Raw genomic sequence first — 16,601 nt, 5'->3', positions numbered from 1 at the left:
CACCACCACATGACGGGTATGAAACGAGCCTTACCTCTGCTGCTTCCGCTGCTGCTGCTGGCTGTTGCGCCGGCCCTGGCCCAACAGCAGGCCCAGTACAGCCAGTACATGAACAATAACTACATCCTTAACCCCGGCGCTACAGGCGTGGAGGATTACATCGACGTGAAAGCCAGCTACCGCACTCAGTGGACGGGGCTGGAGGGCGCGCCCAAAACTTACTACCTCAGCGCCAGTTCCTCCCTGGGCAAGTGGCGCACCACCAATAAGCGCACCCTCAACGACCGGCGGCGGCCCTTCCACGCCATTGGGGGGCTGGTGTATAACGACCAGACCGGGCCCACCAGCCGCAAGGGTGCCTACCTCTCCTACGCCTACAACCTGGTGCTGCGACCCAACCTGCGGGCGGCCCTGGGCGTGGCGGCGGGCATGCAGCAGTTTGCCGTGGATGGCACCCAGCTGCGGTTTTTCGACCCCACCACCGTAGCCCCCAGCGACGCCGCCCGAGTGCCAGATGCCGCCATTGGCCTGTGGGTGTATAGCTCCGATTTTTACGTGGGCGTATCGGGGGCGCAGCTGCTGGCCAACAAACTTAACTTCTCCTATGGGCCTACCAACCTGGCCGAAGGCGCGGGCAACTCCCTGAAGCGGCACTACTTCGCCACGGCCGGGGTGCGGGTGCCTCTCTCCGACGACTGGTCATTGGTGCCCTCGGTGCTGGTGAAGGCCGTGCAGCCGGCCCCCGTTTCCCTCGATATTAATGCCAAGCTCAAGTACCAGGATTTGCTTTGGGGCGGGGTATCATGGCGGGCTTTCGATTCGTTTGTGGCCTTGGTGGGCCTAAACTACGAGCAGTTCACTTTCGGCTATTCCTATGATGCCGGCCTTTCGGAGCTGGCCGGCTACCACGGCGGCAGCCACGAGGTGCTAGTAGGCCTTCGCCTTAAGAAAAAGACCCAGGTAGTCTGCACCAATCGGTTCTGGTAGGGTTCCATTATAGAAACGTCATGCAGAGGCCGGAGGCCGAAGCATCTTTGCCGATTCGTTGCCAAACCAACTGTTATGCAGAGGCGCCGCCGAAGCATCTCGCGTGCTGATGTTGAGGAACTATTCTTGGCGTCAGCACGCGAGATGCTTTGGCGACGCCTCTGCATGACGTTCGACTAACTCGAGTTAGCATTCCAACGTCAGCACGCGAGATGCTTCGCTGCGCTCTGCATGACGGTCGGGTGTGTTTGGGTACTTTTCCAAAGACACACGCAAGGCGAACAACCTCAGCAACGACGAGACGCAAAGTATTGCATCTCTACACCGCTCAACAGAGACCCGACCGGGGCACGGCAAACGGGGCAGAATTGATACTTTCGCACCTCTCTCTCCCGCCTGCCTCTCCCTCCCGCTCTCATGTCCCGAATTCTCCCCACCATTGTGGGGGCGCAGTTTTGCTGCACCTCGCTGTGGTTTGCCGGCAATGCCATAGCGCCCGAGCTGGCGGCGCGGTTTCAGCTGCCGTCCGGCTTTGTGGCCTCGCTCACCAGCGCCGTGCAGCTAGGCTTCATCAGCGGCACGCTGCTGTTTGCGCTGCTGGCTTTGGCTGATAGATTTTCGCCCTCGCGGGTGTTTTTTGTGAGTGCGCTGGCGGCGGCGGCGGCCAACCTGGGCGTGCACCTGAGCGGCCTCGGGGCCGAGAGGCTGCTGGCCTGCCGCTTCCTGACGGGCTTTTTCCTGGCCGGCATCTACCCGGTGGGCATGAAAATAGCGGCCGACTACTACCAAGAGGGCCTGGGCCGCTCCTTGGGGTGGCTGGTGGGGGCACTGGTGCTGGGCACGGCGTTTCCGCATTTGCTGCGCAGCCTCACGAGGCAGCTGCCGTGGTACTACGTGACGGGCGCTACCTCCGGGCTGGCGGTGCTGGGCGGCGTGGCCATGCTGCTGCTGGTGCCCGATGGGCCCTACCGCCGGCCCGGGCAACGGCCCCGGCTCACGGCGTTTCTGGCGGGGTTCCGGCAGCCGGAGTTTCGGGCGGCGGCGTTGGGCTACTTCGGGCATATGTGGGAGTTGTACGCGTTCTGGGCGTTTGTGCCGGTGGTACTGGCGGCGTTTCAACAGCGGCACCCGCTGGCGGCGCTGCCGGTGCCGCTGCTCTCGTTCGGCATCATTGGTGGGGGCAGCCTGGCCTGTGTAGGCGCGGGGCTGCTGGCCCGCCGACTAGGCCCGGCGCGGGTAGCCACTACCGCGCTGGCGCTTTCGGGGGCGTGCTGCCTGGCTTCGGGGCTGGTGCTGGGCGGCGGCTCGGCGGTGGGACTGGTGGCGTTTCTGGCGTTCTGGGGGCTGGTGGTGGTGGCCGACTCGCCGATGTTCTCCACTCTGGTGGCCCGGCACGCCCCCGCCGAATCGCGCGGCGCGGCCCTGACCATCGTCAACTGCCTGGGGTTTGCCCTCACCATCGGCAGCGTGCAGCTCACCGGCTGGCTGGCCCCGCGCCTGCCGCCTCCGCTGCTGCTGCTGCCCCTGGCCTTCGGCCCGGCGCTGGGGCTGTGGGCGTTGTGGCGGGGAAGTCGGGTAGCGACGTAGTACAGTTATATTTCAGTATAATGCAACCATGATTTCACCTTTCACTTGACTATATCCAACACCATAGCTTACAACACGAACGAACATAGCAAAATAACAGTACGGCAGGTAGAACAGAAAGCTAAACCACATAGACAAACCAGAGATGATTACACAAGTAAATAAGATTGAAATTCAATACCATTTTGATGATCAAAGCCACTCGATGAATGCTTTTGTTCATAACGAATGCGAGAAGGAATTTCTACTTATCTGCAAGGAATTGATTACCATATTAAATATACAATTAGAAATAGAGAGCGAAGCTTTAAGACAAGGCAGCCTTATAGATACTTGGAAAGCTTTAGGCAAAAACAATAATCAGATAACATTTTTTCTCTCTATACTTATTCTAATCATATCAAGAATACCTGTAGAAAATCAGGTTCTAACAAATCTACAGATTGAAAATCTTAAACTAGACAATGCCATCAAGAGGAAGGAGGTTTTAAAAACAATGCAAGACAGTATAAAATCAAAAAAAATAGAGCAAAACAAAATTCAAATTGCGGCAGATAAAATTTCAAATGATTTAAAGATAAATATACATAAATCAAACTTTTATACAAAGTTAAATAATTATCCTAAAGTAATTTTTGTATCAACAAAATTATTCAAGGATGAAAAGCCAGTTACTGATGATAAATCAATAGAAAGAAATGACTTTGACAAGTTTATAATTCACGAAGATATATTATCAGATTCATTAGATGAGGAAGCTATAATAGAAATAGTTGCCCCTATCCTAATTGAAGGAAGATACAAATGGAGAGGAATATACAAAGGAGAAATATTCAATTTTGATATGAACGATAACAAGTTTAAAAATTCAGTTTTTTCCAAAAAAATAGAATTCACCAATAGAACTACAATACGATGCGTGTTATCCCAAAGCAGAAAAATAGACGATTCTGGTACGATACAAATTAAAAACTCTAAAGTCCTTGTAGTACTAGACATCTTTGATGACTCTAAACCTATTGAAACTAAGCAAGGTAAATCTTACAGAAGATCTAAGAAAAAAGACATTACTCAAACTGAACTGTTTTGAACACATACAAAACCGCCCCGCAACCTCACGGTTACGGGGCGGTTTGCGTTACGGCAAGCGGCGGCGGTTACAGCAGCTTGTCAATCATCACGGGTAAGTCGCGGACGCGCTTGCCGGTGGCGTGGAACACGGCGTTGGTGATGGCGGCGGCCACGCCCAGCATGCCTACCTCGCCGATGCCTTTCACGCCCAGCGGGTTCACGATGTCGTCTTCCTCCTCCACAAACAGCACGTCGATGTCGTGGATATCGGCGTTGACGGGCACATGGTACTCGGCGAAGTTGTGGTTCATGTAGCGGCCAAACTTGTGGTCCATCACCGTTTCCTCCATCAGGGCCATGCTGATGCCCCACACCACCGAGCCCAGCACCTGGGAGCGGGCGGTTTTGAGGTTGAGGATGCGGCCGGCGGCCACGGCATTCACCACCCGCGTTACGTGTACGGTGCCCAGCTCCTCGTCCACCTTCACCTCCGCAAACACGATGTTGTGGGAGTGCATGGAGTAGCCGTTCTGCTTCACCATGTTGGGCATGGCCGAGCTGTCGGCTTCCACCTTGGTTTCACCGCTGGCCTGCAGCACGTCGCGCAGCACCACCGACTGGCTGGCGTCGGTGCGCAGCCGGATTTGGCCGCTCACAAACTCCACGTCTTCCAGCTTGGCGCCTTTCAGAGGCGAGTCGTCCATTTTCTGGGCCAGCTTGAGCAGTTTTTCGCCCAGGGCCTCGCAGGTGTTTTTCACAGCGGTGCCCACGGAGGCGGCCGTCCAGGAGCCGCCCTGCAGCGGGGCTTCGGGCAGGTCGGTGTCGCCGAGCTTGAACGTGACGGCCTCGATAGGCAAGCCCAGCGTTTCGGCCGCAATCTGCGTCATGATGGTGTAGGTGCCGGTGCCATTTTCGCCGGCCCCGCTGAGTACCGTCAGGTGCCCGTCGGCGGTGATGGTGGCTTTGGCGGCCGACTTCTGCTGGGTGGCATCCCAGACACCGCCGCCGATGCCCCAGCCCACCAGCTTGCCATCTTTGTCGCGCATAGAGCGGGGTGCCTGGGTGCGCTTGTCCCAGCCGAACTTGGCCGCGCCCTGGTGGTAACAGTCGCGCAGCTTTTTGCTGCTGAAAGGCTTATCCAGGTTCTGGTCCCGCTCGGCGTAGTTACGCAGGCGGAATTCCAGCGGGTCGAGGCCAGCCTCGTAGGCCATTTCGTCCATGGCCACTTCCAGCCCGATGGAGCCGGTGGCGGCTCCGGGGGCACGCATGTCCAGGGGCGTGAATACGTCGAGCTTAGCCAGCTGGTAGCCCAGCTTCACGTTGTCGCACTGGTAGAGCATCCCGCTCCAGTTCACCACGTTTTCGGTGTAGTCCTCAAACTGCGAGGTTTCGTGGAGGGCGTGGTGCTGCAGGGCGGCCAGGGTACCATCGGCGTTGGTGGCCAGCTTGAGGTATTGCAGCGTGTGGGGCCGGTGGCCGAAGCTGAACATCTGCTGGCGGGTGAGCGTGAGCCGCACCGAGCGTTTCAGCTCCAGCGACGCCAGTACGGCCAGGAATACCGAGTACTGGGGCCGCAGCCCGGAGCCAAAGCCCCCGCCCATGTACTCATTCACCACCCGGCAGTCGTCCTTTTTCAGGCCGAAGATTTTGGTGAGGTAGGCCTGCACGTTATACACGCCCTGGGTTTTGTCGTAGGCCGTGATTTTGCCGTCGCCGCGCCACTCCACGGTGGTCGAGAACAGCTCCATGGGGTTGTGGTGCTGGGCGCCGTGCACGTACTCGGCCTCCATGCGGTGGGGCGCTTCCTCCCAGGCTTTGTCAGGGTTGCCGCGGGGCGGCGGCGGCGGCATGTAGCCGGTTTTGCCCCGGCCGGGCTCAAACCCATCCTCCCGCTTGGTTTCGAGGTTGGTTTCGTGCTTTTCTTCCTCGTATTCGATGCGCAGCAAAGAAGCCGCGTAGCGGGCCACCTCGAAGTTATCAGCCACTAGCAGGGCCACAGGCTGCTGGCTGAACTTTACTTCGTTGTCGTGCAGGGGCCGGAAGGGCGAGCCGCCGGGAGCCACTTGGTCTTTATAGCTCCTATCGAACCAAGCCAACGACGGCACGTTTTCGTGGGAGAAAATCTGGAGGACGCCGGGAATGGCCAGCACCTCGTCGGCGTGGATTTTGGTAATTTTACCCTTGGCAATGGGGCTGCTGATCACCCAGCCGTAGGCGAGGTTGGGCACGGCGTACTCGGCCGCGTACGTGGCCGCGCCGGTTACTTTCGCCGGACCATCTACGCGACTGGTGGGCTTGCCTATATGGTTGGTCGTGCTCATGGATTCGAGTTTAGAAAGACGTCGGATGCGGTTTGCGTGCCTTCGGCGGCCTGCTTGAGGGCGCGCACAATGGCGCGGCGGGCCAGTTCCACCTTGAAGTCATTGGAGCCCTGCCCTTGGGCAGTTTCCAGCACTTTGGCCGCCACGCGGGCAAAGGTTTCGGCGGTAGCCGGCTGGCCTTTCAGCAGGTTTTCGGCCTCCTGGTCGCGCCAGGGCTTGTGGGCCACGCCGCCCAGCGCCAGGCGGGCATCCGTGATGGTGTTGCCGTCCAGCTCCAGCGCCGCCGCCACCGATATCAAGGCAAAAGCGTAGCTGCTCCGGTCACGTAGCTTGAGGTAGCTGAAGTTCTTCTCGAAGCCCTTGGCCGGCAAATCCAGGCTGACGATTAGCTCGCCGGGCTCCAGAGTGTTGTCCTTTTCGGGCTGGTTGCCGGGCAGGCGGTGGAAGTCGTCGAAGGCAATACTCCGCTCCCCGTTGGGTCCGCTCACGCGCACTGTGGGAGCCAGCGCCGCCAGGGCCACGCACATATCCGAGGGGTGGGTGGCAATGCAGGCGTCACTGGTGCCCAGGATGCCGCACACGCGGTTGTAGCCGCCAATGGCCGAGCAGCCCGAGCCCGGCTCCCGCTTGTTGCAGGGTGTGGCCAAGTCGTAGAAATAGTAGCAGCGGGTGCGCTGCATGAGGTTGCCGCCGTTGGTGGCCATGTTGCGCAGCTGCGGTGAGGCCCCGGCCAAAATGGCCTGGTTGAGCAGCGGGTAGCGGCTTTTAACGTCCTCGTGCCAGGCCGTGTCGGCGTTGGTGGCCGTGGCGCCCAGGCGCAACCCGCCGTCGGGCAGGTTTTCGATGTCGGAGAGAGGCAGCTTGCCTACGCTCACTAAGTGGGTGGGGCGCTCCACGTTTTCCTTCATCAAATCGAGAAGGTTGGTGCCGCCCCCGAGGTAGGCGGAGCCGCTGTGCCCGGCTTTATCCTGCACGGCGTCCTGGACGGCCGTGGCGCGGTGGTAGGTGAAACTGTTCATTACTTCCGGGCAGATTTAGCGTCCACTACTTCCTTCACGGCGTTCAGAATGCCCACGTAGGCCCCGCAACGGCACACGTTGCCACTCATGTGCTCCTTGATTTCAGCTTCGGTATGGGCGCGGCCTTCATTGATAAGGCCTTGAGCCGAACAGATCTGGCCGGGCGTGCAGTAGCCGCACTGGAAGGCATCGTGGTCGACGAAGGCCTGCTGCAGCGGGTGCAGGTTTTCCTGGGTGCCTAAGCCTTCGATGGTGGTGATTTCCTCGCCTTCGTGCATCACGGCCAGGGAGAGGCAGCTGTTGATGCGCTTGCCATCAACCAACACGGTGCAGGCCCCGCACTGGCCATGGTCGCAGCCTTTTTTGGTGCCGGTCAGGTGCAGGTACTCGCGCAGGGCATCGAGCAGGGTGGTCCAGGGAGCAATCTGGAGTGTATGCTGCTGGCCGTTGATGGTGAGATGAACCGGACCGGTAGAAGGCGGTGCGGCCACCCCACCGGCGTTGGCCGGTGAATTGGTCGGTTGCTGAGTCATAGAAAGAATATAGATGAGAGAAGAAGTGGCAGGCAGAACAGGAGGCGGAAGCCTCGTCTGCCCTTTTGCTTACGCAGTGTCAAGCCCTGCGTTATGCTGAAGCTTCTATTTTGCGTTGTAATAGTTATATATAGCAGCAACCTCCACATTTTCTGCTTAATCATCAAGCAGTTAGCAACTTATGTATACTTGTTCTAAATATTACTTACCGACCAACAAGCTCATAGCCAGCCCATCTTCCGGCTTGCGTTCTATTTCAGCCTATACAACCCTTTTCCGCCAGCCCCATCAGGGAAGTTTGAGGAGCAGCACCGCAACCGTCCGGCCCCGCAGGCTTACCCCCGCGCCCCTTCCCGCCGGATGCGGCTCAACGACTCCGGCCTAATTCCCAGGTAGGCCGCTATGTGGCGCTGCGGCAACCGTTGGGCCAGCGTGGGGTAGAGCCGTAGAAACTCCTGGTACCGCGCCTCGGCCGGCGCACTCAACACGCCAATTAAACGGCGCTGCATAGCCACCAGGCTGCGCTGCAACAGCTCGTAGAAGAACACCTGAAACCCTGGCCCAAAGGATTGGAGCTGCACAAAAAAGGCAGCTCCAAACAGCAGCACTTCTGATTCTTCGAGGGCATCAATGGCAAACAGGGCGGGCTCGTGGCGGCGCAGGCTGTGCTGGTCGGCAATCCACCAGTTTTCGGGCGCAAACTGCAGGATATGCTCTTTCTGCCGCTCATCCGTGACGTAGCTGCGCAGGCAACCGCGCACCACAAAGGCCCCATAACGGGCCGTTTCTCCCTGCCTCCCCAGCACCTCCCCTTTTGCCAGGTGGCGCGGGGTCAGCAGGCCGGCCAGCTCCTTGAACTGAGGTTCGGTGAGCGGGAGCTTTTCGTGGAAGTAGGTGCGCAGGGCGTCGAGCATGGGTAGAACGAAGGTAGAGACGCAATATCTTGCGTCTCGTCGTTGAACAGTTGAGAAATGGACGTCATGCTGAGCTTGTCGAAGCATCTCTACCTCTGACTAATCAAGCGCCTTACAACAAAGCGGTAGAGATGCTTCGGCAAGCTCAGCATGACGTGCCTTTTGCGTCGGCTTTCCCAGCATCAACAGCATCAGCAACGACGAGACGCAAAATATTGCGTCTCTACAGGCCATACGTCATCTGCAGGTAGTAGAGCCCGCCCACGCTGGGGCCGCCGAGGTAGCTCACGTAGTAGTGGTTGAGTACGTTGCTGGCACCCAGCTTCAGGCGCAGGTTGGGCTCGGGCAGGCGGTAGCTCAGTTGGGCGTCCAGGGTATGGTAGGCTGGCACGGAGCCGCTCACCAGGAAAGTTTGGGAGTAGTAGCGCTGCTGCCAGCGGAAATTCAGCCCAAACCCGATGTTCTTGCCTACGTTTTCGTTGCCCAGGTTGAGGTTGTAGGTCCAACGCGGGGTATTGAACCCGTCCTCCAGCCCGTCGCCCGACTCCGTGCGGTCGAGGCGGGTGTAGGTGGTGCTGGCCCCGGCCAGGTAGCCGCCGGCTACCTCGTAGTGCAGGCCCAGGGAGCCGCCGTAGTTGTACACCTGGCTTTGGGAGTTGGTCCAGAGGCGGTAGCGGGCCTGACCGGCGCGGGCATTCAGAGCCGTGGCCACAGTGTTGAGGTCGGCGCCAGTGTTAAGCGGTTGGCCGGTGGCGTCCAGGGGCACGTAGGCTTCCACCTGGGCAATAAAGTTGCGGTAAGTATTGTAGTAGAAGTCCACATCGGCCAGCAGCCAGCCACCGGGCAGCAGAGCCGCTTTGTAGCCCATTTCTACTGATTTGATGTGTTCAGGCCGCAGATAGGTGTAGGGGTTTTTCACCAGCCGGTTTTGGTTGCCCGCAATGGCCTGGGCCAGGGTTTGGCCGTTGGTGTTCCGGTCCCGGGTTACGGCTGCATTAAACGCATCTATAGAGCTGCGCAGGTAGCTGTTCTCAAACACACCGTCCGACATTACCCGCAGCCCCCCAATACGCTTCACCTGCCCGCTGTTTACGTTGGAAAACCCCTCAAACAGGCTCGGAAACCGGTAGCCGCTCTGATAGCTCACCCGGAAATTGTGGCGCTGAGTAGGCGAATATACCGCCGTGAAGCGTGGGTTGAAGCGGGTGCTGAAATAGTCGTTCTTATCGGCCCGCAGCGTGGCCGTCAGACGGATTTTCTCCTGCCACAGCCGCGCCCCGGCCTGCACGAACCCACCGGTTTTGCCATACGTGACCGTACTGTACGGGTCCTCCCCCGCCGCGGGATTGATGAAGTAGTTGCCATCGGGCCGGATGAAGTAGGTGCGGTGGTCGAGGCCCACCAAAGCATCCGCCCACGCGGGCAGGCCCTTGCCGCTCCGCCGTAGGGCTTCCGCCACGTTTACTTGTCCTTCGGCATGGAGCAGACGGGCCCGCACGCGGAGGGCCGCGCCCTGGTCCCAGTTGTTGATGTCGGCCAGCTCGCGCCGGCGCTGCTGAAACTCCGGCGAGCCGGGCTGCAGGCGGCCGGCATCGGCGGCGGTGCGGGCCGTGGCGTGGGCCTGGGCTACCGACTGGCCGGCTTGGGTAGCCGCATTCCAGGCGGCAGCATAATCCTGGTTCCAGCGAGCATCAGGCTTAAAGCTTCGGTCCAGGTTTTCGCCCATACTGCGCAGGTTGTAGCTCTGGCCCGTATTCTCCTGGGTGAAGTAGGTCCGCGCCTGCACCACGGGGCCGCTCAACTGCAAGGCGTGCTGCTGCAGATGGTAATTATCCAGCTGAAACCGGTTGCTGCGCTGGTACACGTTGTCGAAGTTGGCCCCGCGGTAGGTGTAGGCCAGCTCCGTTTTGCCCGAGAGCTTGTAGTGCAGGGCCGCGTCGTACTTCAGGGTTTGCAGATGATAATCTACCACATCCTGCTCCCGGTAGCCGGTGCGGGCAACCTGATACGTTTTACCGCCCAGGGTTAGGTTCGAGCGGTCCGATGACTCATTGCCGTAGCTGCTCACCGGGTCGCGGGCTGGGTTTTCGGCCCCAAACAAGCCGGTAGTAGCATTGCCGTTGGGGTTGATGTCGGTCTGGTCGCGGGCAATCCAGTCGTAGCCGCGCAGGTAGGTGCCGTTCACCTTCACCGCCCACTTCGGGCCCAGCACCCGGGCGTAGCGCACACTGGTTTCGGAGAAGATGTGCGCGCCGGTGGCCGGGTCGTTGAGGTGATTGACGCCGGTTTTTTGCTGCACGCTCAGGCCGGGGCTGCGGAACGGGTTGCGGGTGCTGAAGTTGGCCAGCCCGTTGATGGCGTTGAGCCCGTACAGCGCGGCGGCCGTGCCCGGCACCAGCTCCACGGCCTGAATATCCAGGTCGCTCGGCCCCAACACGTTCCCGATGGGCCCGCCAATGTGCGGGGCTTGGTTGTCGATGCCGTCCACGAGCTGGGCGAAGCGCACGTTGGTGGTGTTGGTGAAGCCCCGGGCGTTCAGCACCCGAAACCCCAGGCTGGGGGTTATCATCTGCACGCCCTTCAGGTGCTCAATGGCATCGAAAAACGAAGCCGCGGGCGTGAGCCGCAGCTGCCGGGCGTTGAGCTTCTCCACCGTTACGGGCGACTGCAAAATGCTTTCCTCCACCTTCGAGGCCGTCACCACCACCTCCCCCAGCCGCGTGGTATCGGGGGCCTGGGCCTGGGCCAGTATCGGAAGCAGCAACAGAACGGGCGTAACGTGTTTCATGCGTTATATTTTTTCAAACATAACGATTATTGAGCTTACGGGGTTTTCTCGCAGAGGCCCGCAGAGGGATGCGCAGAGGTAAAGGAAGGTCGTTCCTCTGCTACCCTCTGCGCATCCCTCTGCGGACCTCTGCGAGAAATCGACGTCAGAACAGCCGCGCCGCCTCAGCCGCCAGAAACGCCTGGAACCGGGCCTGTAAAGCCTCAAACTCCGCAATAAGGGCCTCGCCCTCGGGCGTTACCACCGTGCCGCCGCCGCGCTTGCCGCCGGTTTGGGTGAGCACCAGCGGCCGGGCGCTCTGGGCATTCAGCGACGACACCAAATCCCAAGCCCGCTTGTACGACATGCCCATTTCCTGCGCCGCCTTTGAGATGGAACCGTGCTGCTGAATCTGGCGCAGCAATTCCAGCCGCCCGATGCCCATAAACCGGTCGTCCGCGGATTCCACCCAAAGGCGGCCGGTGAGGCGGAAAGTCAGGTCGGGGCGCAGCAGGTCTTTCATACGGGTAAATATCGGGGTTTGGGCGGGGGTTGGAAATCGTAGCGGCCGGGGCCGGAGCTACTGCCGAAAACGGCCGCTGCCGCGCCCCACAGCCCCGTTTACCTTCTTGCAACCACCAAAACCCGCCGGGGTTTGAAACCGGAAAACGCGCGTGGGCCACTCGGCCGGCCCCGCACGGCGGCGGTATACTGGGCTTTTGACCTGCCGCTAGGGTCATTTTCTTCTGCCTGATCAACCAACCCTTTCCAATGGAGCAAACCGTCCCGCAAGGACTATATCGCCCCGAATTTGAGCACGATGCCTGCGGCACGGGCTTTATTGCCTACGTGGATGGCCGCCGCTCACACCAGATTGTGGCCGATGCGCTGACGATTCTGGAAAACATGGAGCACCGCGGCGCCTGCGGCTGCGACGCCGACTCCGGCGACGGGGCCGGCCTGCTGCTGCAGCTGCCCCACTGGTTTCTGCTGGAAGAGTGCACCACGCTGGGCATCCGCCTGCCCGAGCCCGGCGAGTACGGCGTGGGCATGGCCTTCCTGCCCAAAAACGAAGCCCTGCGCCACATCAGCCGCGACCTTATTAACCAGGCCGCCGCCCGGCTGGGCTTTCCGGTGCTGGGCTACCGGCCGGTGCCGGTGAACCCCGCCGGCATCGGCCCCACGGCCCTGGCCGCCGAGCCGGCCGTGGAACAGGTGTTTGTGGGCCGCCCCGCCGGCGTGCACACGCCCGAGGAGTTTGAGCGCAAGCTCTACGTGCTGCGCCGCCTCATCAGCCACGAAACCGCCACCCAAATGCCCCAGGAGGAAGTCTACTTCACGTCGTTTTCCTGTCGGGTTATCATCTACAAGGGCCAGCTGACCACCTACCAGGTGCGCGGCTACTTCCCCGAGCTGTCGGATGCGCGCGTAACGTCGGGGCTGGGGCTGGTGCACAGCCGGTTTTCCACCAACACCTTCCCCAGCTGGCGGCTGGCCCAGCCCTTCCGGCTGCTGGCCCACAACGGAGAAATCAACACCCTGCGCGGCAACCTCAACTGGTTTTACGCCGGCCTGCCCTCCTACCTCTCGCCCTACTTCTCGGCTGAGGAAATGGAGATTCTGCTGCCCGTCATCGACTCCGGCCAGTCGGATTCGGCCTGCCTCGACAACATTGTGGAGCTGCTGCTGCACTGTGGCCGGAGTCTGCCCCAGGTGATGATGATGCTGGTGCCCGAGGCCTGGGACGGCAACGAGCAGATGGACCCGCTCAAAAAGGCCTTCTACGAGTTCCACGCCACCTTTATGGCTCCCTGGGACGGCCCCGCGGCTCTGCTGTTCACCGACGGCCGCATGGTGGGGGCCATGCTGGACCGCAACGGCCTGCGCCCGTTGCGCTACGCCGTTACCGACGACGGCCGGGTGCTGGTGGCCTCCGAGGCCGGGGTGCTGGGCGCGGGTCTGCCCGAGGCCCGGGTGGTGCGCAAAGGCCGTCTACAACCGGGCAAAATGCTGCTCATCGACACCGTGGCGGGCCAGATTATCACCGACGAGGAGCTGAAAACCCAGGCCGCCACGCGTCAGCCCTACGGCCAGTGGCTGAGCGAGTACCAGATTCGGCTGGAGGAGCTGCCCGAGCCCCGGCTGGTGTTCACCGATTTGTCGGCCGAGTCGGTGTTCAAGTACCACCAGGTATTCGGCTACACCCGGGAGGATATTGATACCATTCTGACGCCGATGGCCGTGGAAGGCAAGGAACCCATCGGCTCCATGGGCGTCGATTCGCCCCTGGCGGTGCTCTCCGACCAGCCCCAGCACCTGAGCAGCTACTTCAAGCAGTTCTTCGCCCAAGTCACTAACCCGCCCATCGACCCCATCCGGGAGCGGCTGGTGATGAGCCTGGCCACCTTCATCGGCAACAACGGCAACATCCTCGACGAGGACAAGATGCACTGCCACTGCGTAGCCCTGCGTCAGCCCATCCTCACCAACCACGAGCTGGAAAAGCTGCGTAGCATCGATACGGGCCTGTTCAACGCCAAAACTATCAACACCTACTTCCGGGCCGATGGCAAGCCGGGGGCACTGGCCGCCGGCCTGGCCCGGCTCTGCCGCTACGCCGAGGATGCGGTGGACGACGGGTTTGAGGTGCTGATTCTCTCCGACCGGGCCCTGGATTCGGAGCACGCCGCCATTCCGTCGCTGCTGGCGGTGTCGGCGGTGCACCACCACCTGATTCGGAAGGGCTACCGGGGCTCAGTGGGGCTGGTGGTGGAAGCCGGCGACGCCTGGGAAGTGCATCATTTTGCCTGTCTGCTGGCGTTTGGGGCCACGGCCATCAACCCCTACCTGGCCCTCAGCACCATTCGTACACTGCACTACGAGGGGCGGCTGGGCACTACTCTGAGCGTGCCCAAGCTGGAGGCCAACTACCAGAAGGCCGTGTGCGACGGGCTGCTGAAAATCTTCTCCAAAATGGGCATCAGCACCCTGCAGAGCTACCACGGCGCGCAGGTGTTCGAAATTCTGGGCCTGAACCGCGCGGTGGTGGATCAGTACTTTACCGGGGCCGTAACGCGCATTGGCGGGCTGGGGCTCGATGAAATTGCCCGCGAAACCCTGTTCAAACACTTCCAGGGCTTTCGGAGCAGCACGCTGGAAGAGCAGCTGCTACTGCCCGAGGGCGGCGTGTACCAGTGGCGGCGGCGGGGCGAGGCCCACCAGTTCAACCCCGAAACGGTACACCTGCTCCAGCACGCCACCCGTACCAACTCCTACGAAACTTATCAGCGCTACGCCCGGCTGGTGAACGAGCCCGACAAGGGCGCGTTCACCCTGCGCGGGCTGCTGGACTTTGCCCATCACCGCCCGGCCGTGCCGCTGGCGGAGGTGGAGCCCGCCGAGAGCATCATGCGGCGCTTTGCCACCGGGGCCATGTCGTTTGGCTCCATCTCGCACGAGGCGCACAGCACCCTAGCCATTGCCATGAACCGCATCGGGGGCAAGAGCAACACCGGCGAGGGCGGCGAGGACCCCATGCGCTACGAGGTGATGAAAAACGGCGACTCTATGCGTTCGGCCATCAAGCAGGTAGCCTCGGCCCGCTTCGGCGTGACGGCCCACTACCTCACCAACGCCGACGAGTTGCAAATCAAGATGGCCCAGGGTGCCAAGCCCGGCGAGGGCGGCCAGCTGCCCGGCCACAAGGTAGATGAGTGGATTGCCCGGGTGCGTCACGCCACGCCCGGCGTGGGCCTCATCTCGCCCCCGCCCCACCACGACATCTACTCCATTGAAGACCTGGCCCAGCTCATCTTTGACCTCAAGAACGCCAACCGCCACGCCCGCATCAACGTGAAGCTGGTGAGCAAGGCCGGCGTGGGCACCATTGCGGCCGGCGTCGCTAAGGCCCACGCCGACGTGATTCTGATTGCGGGCTTTGATGGCGGCACCGGCGCTTCACCACTGAGCAGCATCCGCCACGCCGGTCTGCCCTGGGAGCTGGGCCTGGCCGAAGCCCACCAGACGCTGGTGCGCAACCAGCTCCGCAGCCGGGTGGTACTGCAGGCCGACGGCCAGTTGAAAACCGGCCGCGACCTGGCCATTGCCACCCTGCTGGGGGCCGAGGAATGGGGCGTGGCCACCGCCGCGCTGGTGGCCGGCGGCTGCGTGATGATGCGCAAATGCCACCTCAACACCTGCCCTGTGGGCGTGGCTACCCAGGACCCCGAGCTGCGCCGCCTGTTCAGCGGGCAGCCTGAGCACATCGTGAACCTGTTCCGCTTTCTGGCCGAAGAGCTGCGCGAAATCATGGCCGAACTGGGCTTCCGCACCGTGAACGAAATGGTGGGCCGGGCCCAGTTCCTGAAGCCCCGCTCCGACATCACGCACTGGAAAGCCCGCCACCTCGACCTGCGCGACCTGCTCTACCTGACCTCGCCCGCCCCCGGTAGCACCCTGCATCAGAGCGAAGCGCAGGACCACGGCCTCCAGCACATCCTCGACTGGCAGCTGCTGGAGCACGCCCGTCCGGCCCTGGACTTCCAGCAGCCCGTGCGGGCCGAGTTTGCCGTGGGCAACACCAACCGCACCATCGGCACGCTGCTCTCCAACGAAATCACCAAGCGCTACCACGCCGCCGGGCTGCCCGAGGGCACCATCGAGTACACCTTCTGCGGGTCGGCGGGGCAGAGCTTCGGGGCCTTCAGCGTGCGGGGGCTGAGCTTCCGGCTCGAGGGCGAGGCCAACGACTACGTGGGCAAGGGCCTGAGCGGGGCCCGCCTCATCATCCACCCCGCCCCCGACGCCCGGTTTGCGCCCGAGCAGAACATCATCATCGGTAACGTGGCCCTGTATGGGGCTACTTCCGGCGAGCTGTTCGTGCGCGGGCAGGCCGGGGAGCGGTTTGCGGTGCGCAACTCCGGGGCCACGGCCGTGGTGGAGGGCGTGGGCGACCATGGCTGCGAGTACATGACGGGAGGACGGGCCCTCATCCTGGGCCCCACCGGCCGCAACTTCGCCGCCGGCATGAGCGGGGGCATTGCCTGGGTGTACGACGCCGATGGCTCCTTCCCCCAAAACTGCAACCCCGAAATGGTGGAACTGGACCCGCTCGACGCCGACGACGAAACTCACATCCAGCACCTGCTCCGCCAGCACCACGAACTCACCGGCAGCCAGCTCGCGGCCTTCCTGCTCAGCAACTGGCCCGAGGAAGCCGGCAAGTTCGTGAAGGTATTCCCCAGCGAATACAAAAAGGTGCTGCAAAAGGCCCGGGTGGCCGTGGGGTAACCCCTTCCCCCAGCCCCCTCTCCAGAGGGAGAGGGGGAGCCAACGGCACGCTGTAGAGACGCAATATTTTGCGTCTCCCGTCAGAACGAGCCACCACAACAACTCCCCGCCGA

General features: G+C 61.5%; 10 protein-coding genes. 4 read left to right on the top strand and 6 right to left on the bottom strand.

The features are described 5' to 3' along the window. Positions 1-18 precede the first annotated feature (18 nt). The 3 genes from ROI90_RS19800 (at position 19) to ROI90_RS19790 (ending at position 3,664) form a co-directional block, all read left to right on the top strand. Positions 19-987 carry a PorP/SprF family type IX secretion system membrane protein gene (locus tag ROI90_RS19800; protein WP_316000018.1) on the top strand — a complete coding sequence of 323 codons (969 nt, stop codon included), beginning with the start codon at positions 19-21 and terminating at the stop codon, positions 985-987. 417 nt (positions 988-1,404) lie between these two features. Then, the gene (locus ROI90_RS19795) at positions 1,405-2,574 is read left to right on the top strand and encodes an MFS transporter (RefSeq protein WP_316000017.1); all 1,170 of its coding nucleotides are present in this window, start codon (positions 1,405-1,407) and stop codon (positions 2,572-2,574) included. A gap of 145 nt (positions 2,575-2,719) precedes the next feature. Beyond that, positions 2,720-3,664: a hypothetical protein gene (locus ROI90_RS19790; RefSeq protein WP_316000016.1), complete on the top strand. Its 945-nt coding sequence runs from the start codon at positions 2,720-2,722 to the stop codon at positions 3,662-3,664. A gap of 67 nt (positions 3,665-3,731) precedes the next feature. On the opposite strand, the gene ROI90_RS19785 is transcribed toward ROI90_RS19790, so the two are convergent. From ROI90_RS19785 to ROI90_RS19760, 6 genes are all read right to left on the bottom strand, one after another. Further along, positions 3,732-5,966 (bottom strand): xanthine dehydrogenase family protein molybdopterin-binding subunit, encoded by a 2,235-nt coding sequence (locus ROI90_RS19785; RefSeq protein ID WP_316000015.1) that lies wholly within the window; start codon positions 5,964-5,966, stop codon positions 3,732-3,734. Then, positions 5,963-6,985 (bottom strand): FAD binding domain-containing protein, encoded by a 1,023-nt coding sequence (locus tag ROI90_RS19780; RefSeq protein ID WP_316000014.1) that lies wholly within the window; start codon positions 6,983-6,985, stop codon positions 5,963-5,965. The genes ROI90_RS19785 and ROI90_RS19780 overlap by 4 nt, the downstream gene beginning before the upstream one ends. Further along, entirely contained in the window at positions 6,985-7,518 is a 534-nt protein-coding gene (locus ROI90_RS19775) for a (2Fe-2S)-binding protein (RefSeq protein WP_316000013.1), read from the bottom strand. The genes ROI90_RS19780 and ROI90_RS19775 overlap by 1 nt, the downstream gene beginning before the upstream one ends. 335 nt (positions 7,519-7,853) lie before the next feature. Then, positions 7,854-8,432 carry a Crp/Fnr family transcriptional regulator gene (locus ROI90_RS19770; protein WP_316000012.1) on the bottom strand — a complete coding sequence of 193 codons (579 nt, stop codon included), beginning with the start codon at positions 8,430-8,432 and terminating at the stop codon, positions 7,854-7,856. Between the two features lie 223 nt (positions 8,433-8,655). Next, on the bottom strand, positions 8,656-11,220 hold the full coding sequence (locus ROI90_RS19765; RefSeq protein ID WP_316000011.1) for a TonB-dependent receptor: 2,565 nt from the start codon (positions 11,218-11,220) through the stop codon (positions 8,656-8,658). A 145-nt stretch (positions 11,221-11,365) separates the two neighbouring features. Then, entirely contained in the window at positions 11,366-11,722 is a 357-nt protein-coding gene (locus ROI90_RS19760; protein ID WP_316000010.1) for a winged helix-turn-helix domain-containing protein, read from the bottom strand. A 248-nt stretch (positions 11,723-11,970) separates the two neighbouring features. On the opposite strand from ROI90_RS19760, the gene gltB reads away from it, so the two are divergent. After that, positions 11,971-16,488, top strand: a complete 4,518-nt coding sequence (gene gltB / locus ROI90_RS19755) for a glutamate synthase large subunit (protein ID WP_316000009.1) — start codon at positions 11,971-11,973, stop codon at positions 16,486-16,488. The last annotated feature ends 113 nt before the right edge of the window (positions 16,489-16,601 follow it).

Origin of the sequence: Hymenobacter endophyticus (assembly GCF_032464715.1) — a bacterium.
In the GTDB taxonomy this organism is placed as follows: Bacteria; Bacteroidota; Bacteroidia; order Cytophagales; family Hymenobacteraceae; genus Hymenobacter; species Hymenobacter endophyticus.
The sequence above is the reverse complement of the archived record's forward strand: the minus strand, read 5'-3'. Positions and strand labels throughout refer to the sequence as shown.